We start from the raw sequence: 14,616 nt of genomic DNA, 5'->3' as shown, positions 1-14,616 counted from the left end.
ATGCTAGAATTCGAGACGAACGATGAACAATTAGCTATCATTAAAGTTATTGGAGTAGGTGGCGGTGGAAATAATGCTGTTAACCGTATGATCGAACATGGGGTGCAAGGTGTTGATTTTATTGCTGTTAACACAGATGCACAAGCGCTTAATATGTCGAAAGCCGAAGTGAAATTACAAATCGGTGGCAAGTTAACGCGTGGGCTAGGAGCAGGTGCAAACCCTGAGGTTGGTAAAAAAGCTGCTGAAGAAAGTAAAGAACAGATTGAAGAAGCGTTAAAAGGCGCTGATATGGTGTTCGTTACTGCTGGTATGGGTGGCGGAACTGGAACTGGAGCGGCTCCTGTTATTGCACAAATTGCGCGTGATTTAGGTGCATTAACAGTTGGTGTTGTTACTCGTCCTTTTACTTTTGAAGGCCGTAAACGTTCTACACAAGCTGTAGGCGGTATTGGCATGATGAAAGAAGCAGTAGATACACTAATTGTTATTCCGAACGATCGACTTCTAGAAATTGTAGATAAAAATACACCAATGCTTGAAGCGTTTAGAGAAGCGGATAATGTTTTACGACAAGGGGTTCAAGGTATTTCCGATTTGATCGCTGTTCCAGGATTGATCAATTTGGATTTCGCCGATGTAAAAACAATTATGTCAAACAAAGGTGCTGCTTTGATGGGTATCGGTATTTCAGGTGGAGAAAATCGTGCTGCAGAAGCAGCGAAAAAAGCGATTTCGAGTCCACTTCTTGAAACGTCTATTGACGGAGCAACGGGAGTATTGATGAACATTACTGGTGGATCTAATTTAAGCTTATTTGAAGTACAAGAGGCGGCTGATATTGTTGCTTCTGCTTCAGACGAAGAAGTAAATATGATTTTCGGTTCTGTTATTAATGATAATTTGAAAGACGAAATTATTGTTACGGTTATTGCAACAGGATTTAATGAAGAAATTGTTATGCAAAAACAACCAAGAGGTACTGGTTTTGGTGCTGCTAGATCGCAACAAGCAGCGACGACACCGCCAGTTCGTGAACAGCGTAAAGAAGAACAGCATCAACAGCCTGTTCAACAAGAGCGCCCAGCGACGAATTATCAACAAGAGGATGCTTTGGATATTCCAACATTCTTACGAAATCGTCAAAGAAGAAACTAAATCGTTTTAAAAAGCAATCACCGAAAAATGGTGGTTGCTTATTTTTTTTTGAAAAGAAATTATATATAAATATCCTATGAACATTGGGTTTACGGTATAAATAGAGAGGAATGAATGAAGTGAATTTCGTTACAAGCGGACGCGGGGCACGGCTTCAATCTCCTAGTCGCAAAGAAACTGGCCAAATAAAGTTTGGCCAGTTTCTTTCTTGCGTGGCTTTCAGCTTGGTGCTCCTGCGGTTACTCATCGCAGAAAACATCCGCTATTCCCGCTGGTGTCCCCGCTTTTCACTACATCCATCCTGCTTATAGGAGTGTATTCATGTTCTTTCTACTTAAGCCCTTTCATGTAAGAGGAAGAAAAAAGTTCATCAACAACTCTAGTAAGAAATAGACTGACAATTTTCGTGCGAAGCAAATTAGTCATCTACCTCTCCACTTTATGTCCAAATGTAGAAGTGCCTCTTTCTAAAAAACTACAAAGAGACACCAAAATTGTATCTTTGGCGGCCTGCTTACTAGATTGAATGAGCTTGCTTCTTCTATTGCCAAAAGTATTTAGCTACTTTGCTATGATGTTTCTAGCGAACGGAAGGCGAATTTTTGATTTGCTATATGATGACTGAACAAAAAATGTGTTGGAAGTGGTATAGCCGCTTCCAACACATTTTAAAAATTTCCCCTTCATCGTATAGCCTATAATGTGAAGCCTAGAGTGAGCCGGAAACTGCGTGACTAAGATGTTTTGCTTTTAAAGGACCGGGCCTCTTTTAGCTCGTTTTTTTTCCAGTTTTTCTTGTCCCCGTGCCCGAAACAACTTCCGTACTATTCAGAACTATTCTTGAATTGTGTTGAACACAGGAAACTCTGCATTTCTTGTCGTAAAAAAAGAATGTTTTGCACCGTTCATTTGACATTTTTCTTACAAAAGTCGTGTTACGATTTAGTCAAAAGGAGGAGAGTTATGTACGCGGAAGTAATGATTGCAACTAATACTTTTTTCAACTATACCGTATTAGCATTCGCTAATAAAATTGGTTGGATTGAAAACAAAAAAAGATATTTGTTTCTTTCGGCTTTAGTAGCCGGAATAATCTCAGTCACCTTCTCTCACCCTATCATTACCATCTTTCTATCTTTCTTTCTAATGATTGGGATAGCATTTGGGAGAAAACGTACACAAATAGTAAAAGCAATCGCTTTAACATTACTTACAAGCTTATTTGCAGGCGGTTTATTGACAGCGATAGCGCCATTTTATAGTACGAGCAGTAATATATTTATGTTGACAAATTTCGCCTTAATCGTAATTGGCGGCCTATACTTTTTAACTAAAAATGTCTTGCATATTCACATAGGTCAAACGGAAAGAGAGTTCGTCTACAGCTCGACATTAAAACTATTTGATCAAACGAAAGAGTTAAATCTATTTATTGATTCGGGTAACGTTTGTAAAGAACCTTTATCTAACGATCCTGTTCATTTTGTTGCATCAGAAGTAATGAAAGATATGCTGCCCGAGTCTTTATTCGAAACAATATTGAATTGGGAATTTGATAAAAAGGTAGGAATGGACACAATACCAAAACAATTCACTAGTAAGTTACGACTAATACCTATTGCGACAGTCCAGCAAGAAAAAACATGGGTTATAGGTTTGAAATATGACGAATGGATTGTGAATGAACAAGCTTTGCCACAGGGATATATTGTGATGACGAAGTTAAGAGATAAGTTTCCACATGGAGCAGAAGGGATACTACATAGCTCTTCTTACTACCATTTAAAGAAAAGGAGTGTTGGCTAATGCTATTAAAGTTTTTTCGTCGCATTTATTATTGGATTCTTTCGTTTAAAAGAAGTGGAGTACATTATATTGGTGGCAATGAATCGTTACCCAAGCCGTTATCGAGAGAAGAAGAACGAGAAATGCTTCTTGCTTTTATGGATGGAGACGAACATGCGAGAGATGTTCTTATTGAAAGGAATTTAAGATTAGTTGTGTATATTGCAAGAAGGTTTGATCAAACAAATACGAACATTGAAGACTTAATTAGCATTGGTTCTATTGGGCTTATAAAAGCAGTGGAAACATTCAATTTGGATAAAAATATTAAACTTGCTACGTATGCTTCAAGATGTATTGAAAATGAAATACTCATGCATTTACGTAAAACAAATCGGATGAAGTCGGAAGTATCATTTGATGAACCTTTAAATTCGGATTCGGATGGAAATGAGTTGTTACTGTCCGATATTTTAGGAACGAGTGAAGACTTAATCATCGAGGATGTCGAAAAGAAATTGGAGCGTCAGCATGTGTTTGAAGCGATCAATTTACTAGGGAATCGTGAAAAGTATATTATGCAATGCCGTTTTGGATTGAATGGAAAAGAAGAAATGACGCAAAAAGAAGTTGCAGACCATTTAGGAATTTCCCAGTCGTATATTTCCAGATTGGAAAAGAAAATAATTTTAGATTTAAAAGAGCTGTTAAATGAGCCAATAGCTTAATGGGTGAAATTGGATGCTGCTTCTTCGGAATAAAGTTCAAACTACCGGACAAACTGACTTAGAACTATTAAAAAAGTCCGGAGGAAGATCTATGACGAGAACAAAAGTAGAATTATGCGGCATCGATACATCTAAGCTTCCTTTACTTAAACACGAAGAAATGAAAGCACTATTTATTCGTTTACAAGCGGGGGAACATGCTGTCAAAGACGAATTAGTAATGTGTAACTTGCGACTAGTATTAAGCCTTGTTCAACGATTTGCATATCGTGGCGAACAAGCTGACGACTTATTTCAAGTTGGATGTATCGGACTTATTAAGTCCATTGAAAATTTCGACCTAAAGCATAATGTACGTTTTTCTACATATGCTGTTCCAATGATTATAGGAGAAATAAAAAGGCATCTAAGGGATCATCATTCCGTACGGGTTTCTAGATCTTTACGAGACATAGCATATAAAGCAATGAAAGCAAAAGAACAATACATTACAGAGCATTTGCAAGAGCCTACATTAGAAGACTTAGCCAAAATATTAGAAATTCCTGCAGAAGATATTTTATTATCTTTAGATGCTATTCAAGATCCTGTTTCCCTACAGGAGCCAATTTTCAGTGATGGTGGGGATGCTATTTATATGATGGATCAATTATGTGATAATGATGTATCAGAAGAACAATGGGTTACTTATTTTACAGTGAAAGATAGTTTTCAAAAGTTAGATACGAGACAAAAAACGATTTTAACGAAACGTATTTATTTTGGAGCAACACAAACGGAAATTGCGATGGATCTTGGTTTGTCTCAAGCACAAATATCTAGGCTAGAAAAAAGCGCATTGTCTATCATTCAAAGTCAATTGAATCCAAAAGAATATTAATCATGATGACGAAACGTTTTTTCTAAACAGAAAAAACGTTTTTTCTGTTTTCGGGTCATATAGTATAAAAAAGGGGGAGAGACATGAAGTTTTCTGATGCACAGCAAAAAGAAGTAATTGAGGCAACAAGCGGCCAATTATTAGGTTTTATCGTAGATGCGGAGATCGATAAAGAAACAGGATTTATCGTTTCCTTCGTTGTAGAAGCACAAGGAGCCTATCCAACATTTTTCAATAAAAAAAGAGAAACGAAAAAAGTTGCCGTCCAAAATATATCGATAATTGGCAAAGATGTCATTATTGTCTCGAAAAATATGCTTCATGATTGATTCAGCATTGATAAAACAGTCTTTCATTGATACAATAAACAAAAACAAGTGATGAAAAGTTGGTTTTAACATGACAAATGTACAACAAAATTTAATACAAATAAAAGAAAATATGCAGGAAGCTTGCGCGCTTGCCAATCGTAATCTTTCAGATGTGACGATAATAGCTGTGACAAAAGAGGTTTCCGTTGAAAGAACACAAGAAGTAATTGCCGCAGGTATTCATCATCTCGGAGAAAATCGACCTGAAGGATTGAAGATGAAATTAGATGCCATTATTGATGAAGAGGTCAAATGGCATTACATAGGGACATTGCAAACGAGAAAAGTAAAAGCGGTTATTAATGAAATCGATTATTTGCATTCATTAGACCGTTTAAGCTTAGCAGATGAGATTGAAAAAAGAGCAACGACTCGAAAAGATTGTTTTGTGCAAGTGAATGTTTCAGAAGAGGAATCGAAACATGGATTAACGAGTGAGGAAGCGGAAAAATTTATTAAACAACTAGCAAATTACTCACGTATAAATGTTATTGGATTGATGACGATGGCGCCTAATACGGAAGATATCTCCATTATTCGTACAGTATTTCGTAACTTAAAACAATTGCAGGAGAAAATAGCAGCATTGCAATTACCGAATGCACCATGTACAGAATTATCAATGGGCATGTCTGGAGATTATCAGATAGCGATTGCAGAAGGTGCTACATTTGTTCGAATTGGTACAGCACTCGTTGGCAAAGAGAAGGAGGGAATTGTATGAGCATGAAAGATAAAATAAAAAATTTCTTTTATTTAGATGAAGATGATGAAATAGCTTCAACGACTGTACAACAACAAAGACCTCAACAGCAAAAACCAGTGGAAAATCAAATGAAGCAACAAACTGTTAAGGCATCTGGAAAAGAGCGCAAATTCAATACGACTCCAAAAGATATGGCAACACCAAATCTTGTTAGTATTCAAAATATGCAAAAGTCTTCGAAGGTCATGTTAATTGAGCCACGTGTTTATGCCGAGGCACAAGACATTTCAGAGCATTTGAAGAGCAAAAAAGCAGTTATTGTCAATTTGCAAAGAATTGATAAAGAGCAAGGAATACGGATAATCGACTTTTTAAGTGGAACAGTGTACGCTTTAGGTGGAGATATACAGCGAATAGGTACGGATATTTTCCTATGTGCACCAGATACTGTAGAAGTTGCTGGAGCAATATCGGATTATTACTACAACGATTTAGATTAATAGAGGAGCAAACACTACTATGAGTTTTGTATTATTATTACTAGCACAATTTTTAAAATATTATTCGTACGCATTGATCATTTTCATATTAATGTCATGGGTACCTAGTATTCAGCAATCGGCTTTTGGTCAATTTTTAGGGAAAATTTGTGAACCATATTTAGAACCATTTAGAAAAATTATTCCTCCAATCGGAATGATTGATATTTCACCAATTGTTGCAATTTTTACTTTGCAACTTGCAATGAGAGGTATTATTTCACTAGCATATTTCTTCTAAACCTCACGTTCGTGGGGTTTTTTACTATATTTGAAAGGGAACATTAATATGGAGAATGTATTACAACATTTTAGAAAAGAAGAGCAGCCGTTCATCGAACAAGTCGTTCATATGATGCGAGAAGTGGAAGATCGATATGCACCAAAGCTTACTGATTTCTTAGATCCAAGGCAGCAATTTATTGTCGATTCGATACGTAGACAATATGATGGGATAGAGTCTTTATCAATAGGAGTCCTTGAGGATGCAGAGCGAGTACGTGTTTTATTGTATCCGTCTTATTATGTTCCGACAAATGAAGATTTTGCGATGAAAGTTGTAGAAGTGAATTATCCAAAAAAATTTGTAACATTGCGTCATAAAGACGTTCTTGGCTCCATGATGTCACTTGGTATGGACCGAAGTAAATTTGGGGATATTCGAGTGGAAGACGGGTTCATTCAATTTGTTGTTGCAGTAGAAGTGTTAGATTATGTACGTGCTAATTTTACATCCATCGGGAAAGTGAAAGTGCAGGTAGAAGTGGTCGAGGAGCCGCTAAACTATTTGAAGCAACATGAAGAGTGGTTAACAGAATCATTTACCGTTAGTTCGCTTCGACTAGATACTGTAATCTCTGCTATTTTTAATATTTCTAGACAAAAATCAGCATCTCTAATTCATGGTGGGAAAGTGAAAGTGAATTGGTCTGTAAAAGAGCAAACGTCTATGGAATTACAAGATTTAGATTTAATTTCTATTCGTGGATTAGGAAGAGTTAAGTTGCTGATGATGGAAGGCAGAACAAAAAAAGATAAAATTCGACTGCAAATTGGCCGTTTAGAGCAAAAAAGTTAATTTATATATATAAAATTTGAATTTTAGATGTATTCACACATACAGAAATGTATAATAGAAAGAAAGACTACTAGCAAAGCAAAGGAGATGGAATAGATGCCATTAACACCTCTTGATATTAATAACAAGGAATTTAGTAAAGGATTTAGAGGATATAACGAAGATGAAGTAAATGAATTTTTAGATCAAATTATTAAAGACTATGAGATTGTCTTAAAAGAAAAAAAAGATCTAGAGATGAAGCTTAAATCTTCCAGTGAACAAGTTGGGCACTTTACATCGATTGAAGAAACATTACATAAGTCTATTATAGTTGCGCAAGAGGCTGCTGAAGAAGTTCGCCGCAATTCTCAAAAAGAAGCAAAGCTAATTGTAAAAGAAGCAGAAAAGAATGCAGATAGAATTGTCAATGAAGCACTTACAAAAGCAAGAAAAGTAGCATTAGAAATTGAAGACTTAAAAAAACAGTCGAAAGTTTTCCGCAATCGTTTTAAAATGTTAATCGAAGCTCAATTAGATTTGATCAATACAGATGATTGGAATCATTTAATGGAGTATGATGTAGATACGACTGAAATCGATCTAATTACAGTGACAGAAGACTAACACTCTTCTTGACTGTTTCCATTACTTTTTCTATAATAATTGCATATCATATAAACATGCGTTGAAAAAGACGTTTACTAAAATTTCGAACAAGCGACTTAGGGATGGTGAGAGCCTAAGCAATGAAATTTTCTTAAATTATCCCTTTTGAGCAAAGGCACAGAACTTTTTAATGTAAGTGTCTTCGGATTATGCCCCGTTATGGCATACTAAGCGGCGGTTTTTTGAAAAATCGCAAGTAGGGTGGTACCGCGAGCATTAACTTCTCGTCCCTTTTTGGGATGAGGAGTTTTTTTGTTTTCGCAAATAGTTTTTCAAATTAAAGGAGGAAAAAAAGATGGAATACAAAGATACATTACTAATGCCGAAAACTGATTTTCCAATGCGTGGAAATTTACCAGTAAAAGAAGTAGAGATTCAAACAAAATGGGCTGAAATGGATATTTATAAAAAAGTGCAAGAAAGAACTGCTGATCGTCCGTTCTTTATTTTACATGATGGTCCTCCTTACGCTAATGGAGATCTTCATATGGGTCATGCGCTAAATAAAGTATTAAAAGATATGATTATTCGTCAAAAGTCGATGACAGGTTTCCATGCTCCTTACGTTCCAGGTTGGGATACGCATGGTTTACCTATTGAACAAGCACTTACAAACAAAGGTGTAAAACGTAAAGAATTGTCTTTAGCAGAGTTCAGAAAACTTTGTGAAGAATATGCTTATCAACAAATTGACAATCAACGTTCGCAGTTTAAACGTTTAGGTGTTCGTGGTGATTGGGAAAATCCATATATCACTTTAACTCCTGCATTTGAATCACGTCAAATTGAAGTATTTGGCGCAATGGCGAAAAAAGGATATATTTACAAAGGGCTTAAACCAGTTTATTGGTCACCATCAAGTGAATCTGCACTTGCAGAAGCAGAAATTGAATACCAAGATAAAAAATCAGCGTCTATTTATGTGAGCTTTGAAGTATCAGAAGGAAAAGGCATCCTTGAAGAAGGGACAAAATTCATTATTTGGACTACTACTCCTTGGACAATTCCTGCGAATCTAGCAATTACGCTACATCCAGAAGTGGAATATGTGGTAGTTAATGTGAAAGAATCGAAATATATTGTAGCGAAAGATTTAGCTGAATCTGTTGCTACTGAACTTAGCTGGGAAGAATATTCGGTTGAGCGCACATTACTTGGGAAAGAAATGGAACGTTTAGTTGCAAAACACCCACTATATGATCGTGATTCATTAATCATTCTTGGAGAGCATGTTACGACGGAATCTGGTACTGGATGTGTTCATACTGCACCAGGTCACGGGGAAGACGACTTCTATGTTGCCAAAGCATACGGCTTAGACGTATTAAGTCCAGTCGATGATCGCGGTGTAATGACTGCTGAAGCTCCTGGTTTTGAAGGTATGTTTTATGATAATGCGAACAAAGCAATTACTGAAGCGCTAGATGCTGCTGGAGCACTTGAAAAGCTTTCATTCATCACGCATTCATACCCACATGACTGGCGTACAAAAAAACCAGTTATTTATCGTGCAACTGCTCAGTGGTTTGCATCGATTGAAGCTTTTAGAGATGAATTATTACAAGCGATTCGTGATACGAACTTCACTCCTGCATGGGGAGAAACACGTTTGTTCAACATGATTCGTGATCGTGGAGATTGGTGTATTTCTCGTCAACGTGTATGGGGAGTGCCAATTCCAGTATTTTACGCAGAAGACGGGGAGCCGATTCTTACAGAAGAAACGATTTCACATGTTTCTAAATTGTTCCGTGAGCATGGTTCAAACATTTGGTTTGAAAAAGAAGCAAAAGATTTATTGCCAGAAGGATATACACATGCTGGAAGCCCGAACGGTATTTTCACGAAAGAAACAGATATTATGGATGTCTGGTTCGACTCTGGATCAACACACCAAGCTGTTTTAGAAGAAAGAGAAGACTTAGTATTCCCAGCTGACTTGTACTTAGAAGGATCTGACCAATATCGTGGTTGGTTTAACTCATCTTTAATCACAAGTACTGCTATGTTCGGTCACGCTCCGTACAAAGGGTTATTAAGCCACGGATTCGTATTAGATGGTGATGGCCGCAAAATGAGTAAATCATTAGGTAATGTCATTGTTCCTGCTAAAGTAATGAACCAACTAGGAGCAGATATTGTACGCCTATGGGTTGCTTCAGTAGATTATACAGCTGATGTTCGTGTGTCGGATGCTATCTTTAAGCAAGTGTCGGAAGTATACCGCAAAATTCGTAATACATTCCGCTTCTTACACGGGAATATTACTGATTTCCATCCTGTGAATGATCGTGTGGAATTTAAAGATCTTCGTGAAGTTGATCAATATATGTACATGAAATTGCAAGAAGTGATTAAAACAGTTCGTGCTGCTTATGATCGTTATGATTTCGCAAGTGTTTATCATACAGTTAATAACTTTGTTTCTAGCGAATTAAGTTCGTTCTACTTAGATATTGCAAAAGACGTTGTATATATTTACGGAACTGATCATAAAGATCGTCGTGCAATGCAAACGGTTATGTATGATACGTTATTAGCTCTATTAAAATTAATGACGCCAATCTTATCTCATACTGCAGATGAGCTATGGGCATATTTAGATCATGAAACAGAAGAAAGCATTCAGCTTACTGATATGCCAAATGCTGTGGAACTTCCTGAATATGAAGCTTTAGCAGCTAAGTGGGATAAAATTATGGATCTTCGTGACGATGTGTTAAAAGCATTAGAAGAAGCTCGTAATGCTAAAACAATCGGGAAATCATTAGAAGCGAAAGTTACATTGTATGTAACAGATGAATATAGATCATTATTTGAGTCAGAAGGAATCGACTTTGCTCAATTGTTCATCGTTTCTAAATTTGTGTTAGGTGGAGTTAAAGAAAACGCTACTGCGGATTGCCTAGTGCTTGAAAATGCTTCTGTTCTAATCGAAAAAGCGGACGGAGAAAAATGTGAGCGCTGCTGGATGATTGCTGATACTGTAGGAGCAAATGAAAAACATGAAACATTATGTGTTCGTTGTGCAGATGTTGTAGAAAATTATTACGTGTAAAAAATGAAATGTGGTCCGATAGAAGGACCACATTTTTTCTATGAGTGATGAATTTATTCTGTGAAAAGTATGCTTTTTTACGAATAGGCGTAATGTATGGTAAACTATTGTAGATTCTTTTATATCGGAGGAACTGATATGTGGAAATTTTATGGACTAGCAGCATTTGTTGTTGCGCTTGATCAATGGACAAAATGGCTTGTCGTTAAAAATATGACGCTTGGTGAACGAATTATCATTTTAGATCCTTATCTTGCACTGTATTCACATCGTAATCGTGGAGCGGCGTGGGGAATGTTACAGGGGAAAATGGGTTTTTTCACGATCATAACGATTATCGTAATTATAGGGATTATTTATTATTTTCATAAAGAAGCAAAAGGCAAACCAATGTTTCAAATTGGATTAATGTTGCTATTAGGTGGAGCGATAGGAAACTTTATCGATCGACTTGTAAAAAAGGAAGTAGTAGACTTTGCAGACGTGTTAATACCAATTATTAATTATGATTTCCCAATTTTTAATATTGCAGATGCTGCATTAACTATAGGTGTTGTGATAACTATCTTATTCATCCTAAAAGAAGAACGAGCAGAAAAGAAAAAGGTGAAGTAATGGAAAATTTTACATTTACAATTAATAAAGAACAAGCAAAAGAAAGAATCGACAAAGCACTAGCAGCCCATGATACAGACTGGTCTCGCTCACAAATCCAAAGCTTTATAAAAGATGGACATGTGCTAGTTAATAACGAGCCTGCTAAATCGAATTATAAAGTAAAAGACGGGGATGTTATTATTGTAGCTCCTCCTGAAGCAGTTCCGCTTGATATCGTTGCAGAAAACTTAAACTTAGAAATAGTACACGAAGATGAAGATACTGTAGTTGTATTTAAACCGAGTGGAATGGTTGTTCATCCTGCACCTGGACATGGTAGTGGAACATTAGTGAACGGTTTAATGTATCAAATTAAAGATCTTTCTGGTATTAATGGTGTTATGCGTCCTGGTATTGTACATCGAATTGACAAAGATACGACTGGTCTTTTGATGGTTGCGAAAAATGATGTAGCGCATGAATCATTAGTAGATCAATTAGTAAAGAAAACAGTCACTCGTAAATACATTGCCCTTGTTCATGGGCGTATTCCACATGACAAAGGAACAATTGATGCGCCAATTGCTCGTGATAAAAAAGATCGTCAAAGTATGGCGGTAGTCGATAATGGGAAACACGCAGTAACACATTTCCGAGTGCTTGAGCGTTTTGATAAGTTTACATTAGTAGAATGTCAATTAGAAACTGGTAGAACGCATCAAATTCGTGTGCATATGAAGTATATTGGTTATCCTCTAGCTGGTGATCCAAAATATGGTCCGAAGAAAACAATTAGCTTCGATGGACAAGTGCTTCATGCGGGAGTACTAGGTTTTATCCAACCTAAAACTGGAGAGTATTTAGAGTTTTCACATCCACTACCAGATGATTTCACAAATTTAATAGAAGATTTGAGAAATCAATCATTGAAAAAAGAAGATGAATGAAGTATACTGATTGAAGAAATGAAAACAACTAAATAAGTTTCACCTTTAATAACAGTCCAGAGAGGCTGAGAAGGTACATGTGAAAGTGACTCATCATAAGTCTGCGGACTTAATCTTATGAGCTCACCCTATTTTCTTACGCATATACACCTCTTGGGCTTCTCAGCTCAAGAGGTTTTTTATTTTCTCAGCAATAATAAGAAGGAGGATAAAGATGGCGGAAAAAGCAAGCATATTAGATGAACAAGCTATTAACAGAGCGCTTACACGTATTGCACATGAAATTATTGAACGAAACAAAGGAATCGAAGAGTGCATTTTAGTTGGCATTAAAACTAGAGGTGCATTTTTAGCGAAAAGGCTAGCGGATAGAATCGAAAGCATCGAAGGCAAAGCGATTAAAACCGGAGAGCTAGACATTACGTTATACAGAGATGATTTATCGTTAAAAAATGATTCAAATGAGGCACTAGTTCAACAAGTCGACATAACACATGATGTAACGGATAAGAAAGTTATTTTAGTAGATGATGTGCTTTATACGGGAAGAACAGTTCGAGCTGCAATGGATGCAGTAATGGACTTAGGCAGGCCAGCACAAATTCAACTAGCTGTGTTAGTAGATCGTGGCCACAGAGAGTTACCGATTAGAGCAGATTACGTTGGGAAAAACATTCCGACATCGAGCAGCGAAAGGATCGTCGTAAAAGTAATAGAAACAGATGATGTAGATACCGTAACAATTTTTGAATAATTAAATCTCAGGAAAAGGTAGGGAACGTTCATGTCGCAAGCAATATTAGATGTAAATGAAAAACCTTCAACTGGACAGCTCATCACATTAAGCTTCCAGCATATGTTCGCAATGTTCGGTTCTACGATTTTAGTACCGCAACTAGTTGGACTAAGCCCTGCTATTGCATTACTTACTAGTGGTATTGCAACAATTATTTTCTTATTCATAACTAAATTCCAAGTACCAGCTTACTTAGGCTCATCGTTCGCATTTATAGCACCGATAATTATCGCAACGAATGGAGGGACAGATCCAGGAAATGCGATGATTGGAGCAATGTTCGTCGGACTAGTTTACGGAATTGTTTCACTTGTCATTTGGAAGAGCGGTCATAAGTGGATTATGAAGCTATTGCCTGCAATCGTTGTAGGACCTGTAATTATGGTTATCGGTTTAGGTCTTTCAGGAGTAGCAGTGGATATGGCGATGAATATTCCAGTAGGCGATACAGGCTTAAAAGAATATAGCTTCTTACATTTTTCAGCAGCTCTAGTAACATTGTTTACAGCAATTTTCTGTACGATTTATTTTAAAAATATTTTAAGTACAATGCCGATATTAATCGGACTTGTTGTAGGGTATATTTACTCAGCAATTATTGGCATTATTAATTTCACCCCTGTTAAAGAAGCAAAAATGTTCGCTTTACCAGACTTCTTAATACCAGGTGTACATTATGAGTTTGATGTGACATTCAGAATTCTTCTAATAATGGTTCCAATCGTTATCGTAACCATTTCAGAACATATTGGTCATCAGCTTGTTTTAGGGAAAGTTGTTGATCGCGATTATATTAAAGAACCAGGTTTACATAGATCATTACTTGGGGATGGTTTAGGAACATTTGCGAGTGCACTAATCGGTGGACCTCCTAAAACGACATATGGTGAAAATATAGGAGTGTTAGCAATCACTCGAGTATACAGTGTGTACGTTATTATGGGCGCAGCAGTAGTTGCAATCTTACTTTCATTCTTTGGGAAAGCGATGGCAATCATCTCTACTATCCCAACAGCAGTTTTAGGAGGGGTATCAATCCTTTTATTCGGGATTATCGCAGCTAGCGGTTTACGTATGCTTGTAGAAGCAAATGTAGACTTTGGTAACAGCCGTAACCTAGTAATTGCCTCAGTTATTTTAGTAATTGGAATTGGCGGAGCGAAATTCATCGTCTCCGAATCACTTAGTATTGAAGGAATGGCTCTAGCTGCAATCATTGGAGTTGTTTTGAACTTAGTTTTACCAGGTAGAAAAGAAGCGGAAGTTCCAGCAACAAAAACAATTGAATAAATAACCTTTTAACTAGTTGTCCAGTGAGTCAGCGA

General features: G+C 36.7%; 15 protein-coding genes and 1 other annotated feature. All 15 genes read left to right on the top strand.

From position 1 onward, the window contains the following. The 15 genes from ftsZ (at position 1) to RUH95_RS03115 (ending at position 14,581) form a co-directional block, all read left to right on the top strand. Entirely contained in the window at positions 1-1,158 is a 1,158-nt protein-coding gene (gene ftsZ, locus RUH95_RS03185; protein WP_313891367.1) for a cell division protein FtsZ, read from the top strand. A 963-nt stretch (positions 1,159-2,121) separates the two neighbouring features. Beyond that, the gene (locus RUH95_RS03180) at positions 2,122-2,964 is read left to right on the top strand and encodes a sigma-E processing peptidase SpoIIGA (protein ID WP_313891366.1); all 843 of its coding nucleotides are present in this window, start codon (positions 2,122-2,124) and stop codon (positions 2,962-2,964) included. Then, entirely contained in the window at positions 2,964-3,671 is a 708-nt protein-coding gene (gene sigE / locus RUH95_RS03175; protein WP_313891365.1) for an RNA polymerase sporulation sigma factor SigE, read from the top strand. The genes RUH95_RS03180 and sigE overlap by 1 nt, the downstream gene beginning before the upstream one ends. A gap of 91 nt (positions 3,672-3,762) precedes the next feature. Continuing rightward, on the top strand, positions 3,763-4,551 hold the full coding sequence (sigG, locus tag RUH95_RS03170; RefSeq protein ID WP_313891364.1) for an RNA polymerase sporulation sigma factor SigG: 789 nt from the start codon (positions 3,763-3,765) through the stop codon (positions 4,549-4,551). Between the two features lie 83 nt (positions 4,552-4,634). Next, positions 4,635-4,880 (top strand): YlmC/YmxH family sporulation protein, encoded by a 246-nt coding sequence (locus RUH95_RS03165; RefSeq protein WP_313891363.1) that lies wholly within the window; start codon positions 4,635-4,637, stop codon positions 4,878-4,880. A 70-nt stretch (positions 4,881-4,950) separates the two neighbouring features. After that, positions 4,951-5,646, top strand: coding sequence for a YggS family pyridoxal phosphate-dependent enzyme (locus RUH95_RS03160; protein WP_313891362.1), 696 nt, complete (start codon positions 4,951-4,953; stop codon positions 5,644-5,646). Further along, positions 5,643-6,128 carry a cell division protein SepF gene (locus RUH95_RS03155; RefSeq protein WP_313891361.1) on the top strand — a complete coding sequence of 162 codons (486 nt, stop codon included), beginning with the start codon at positions 5,643-5,645 and terminating at the stop codon, positions 6,126-6,128. Before RUH95_RS03160 ends, RUH95_RS03155 begins: the two co-directional genes overlap by 4 nt. Before the next feature lie 19 nt (positions 6,129-6,147). Then, entirely contained in the window at positions 6,148-6,408 is a 261-nt protein-coding gene (locus tag RUH95_RS03150; RefSeq protein WP_313891360.1) for a YggT family protein, read from the top strand. A gap of 48 nt (positions 6,409-6,456) precedes the next feature. Then, positions 6,457-7,245 (top strand): YlmH family RNA-binding protein, encoded by a 789-nt coding sequence (locus tag RUH95_RS03145; RefSeq protein ID WP_313891359.1) that lies wholly within the window; start codon positions 6,457-6,459, stop codon positions 7,243-7,245. Between the two features lie 96 nt (positions 7,246-7,341). After that, complete coding sequence (locus RUH95_RS03140) at positions 7,342-7,851, top strand: DivIVA domain-containing protein (RefSeq protein ID WP_313891358.1); 510 nt, start codon at positions 7,342-7,344, stop codon at positions 7,849-7,851. 52 nt (positions 7,852-7,903) lie between these two features. Continuing rightward, positions 7,904-8,128 (top strand) — a binding site (T-box leader). 60 nt (positions 8,129-8,188) lie between these two features. Then, positions 8,189-10,951, top strand: coding sequence for an isoleucine--tRNA ligase (gene ileS, locus RUH95_RS03135; RefSeq protein ID WP_313891357.1), 2,763 nt, complete (start codon positions 8,189-8,191; stop codon positions 10,949-10,951). A gap of 138 nt (positions 10,952-11,089) precedes the next feature. Beyond that, the gene (lspA, locus tag RUH95_RS03130; protein WP_313891356.1) at positions 11,090-11,566 is read left to right on the top strand and encodes a signal peptidase II; all 477 of its coding nucleotides are present in this window, start codon (positions 11,090-11,092) and stop codon (positions 11,564-11,566) included. Further along, positions 11,566-12,495: an RluA family pseudouridine synthase gene (locus tag RUH95_RS03125; protein WP_313891355.1), complete on the top strand. Its 930-nt coding sequence runs from the start codon at positions 11,566-11,568 to the stop codon at positions 12,493-12,495. The genes lspA and RUH95_RS03125 overlap by 1 nt, the downstream gene beginning before the upstream one ends. A gap of 214 nt (positions 12,496-12,709) precedes the next feature. Beyond that, a complete protein-coding gene (gene pyrR, locus RUH95_RS03120) occupies positions 12,710-13,249 on the top strand; it encodes a bifunctional pyr operon transcriptional regulator/uracil phosphoribosyltransferase PyrR (protein WP_313891354.1) in 540 nt (179 codons plus the stop codon). A 30-nt stretch (positions 13,250-13,279) separates the two neighbouring features. Then, a complete protein-coding gene (locus tag RUH95_RS03115) occupies positions 13,280-14,581 on the top strand; it encodes a solute carrier family 23 protein (RefSeq protein WP_313891353.1) in 1,302 nt (433 codons plus the stop codon). Positions 14,582-14,616 lie beyond the last annotated feature (35 nt).

The sequence above is a fragment of the Psychrobacillus sp. genome (assembly GCF_032154225.1).
In the GTDB taxonomy this organism is placed as follows: Bacteria; Bacillota; Bacilli; order Bacillales_A; family Planococcaceae; genus Psychrobacillus.
This window is presented reverse-complemented; position numbering and strand designations above follow the sequence as displayed.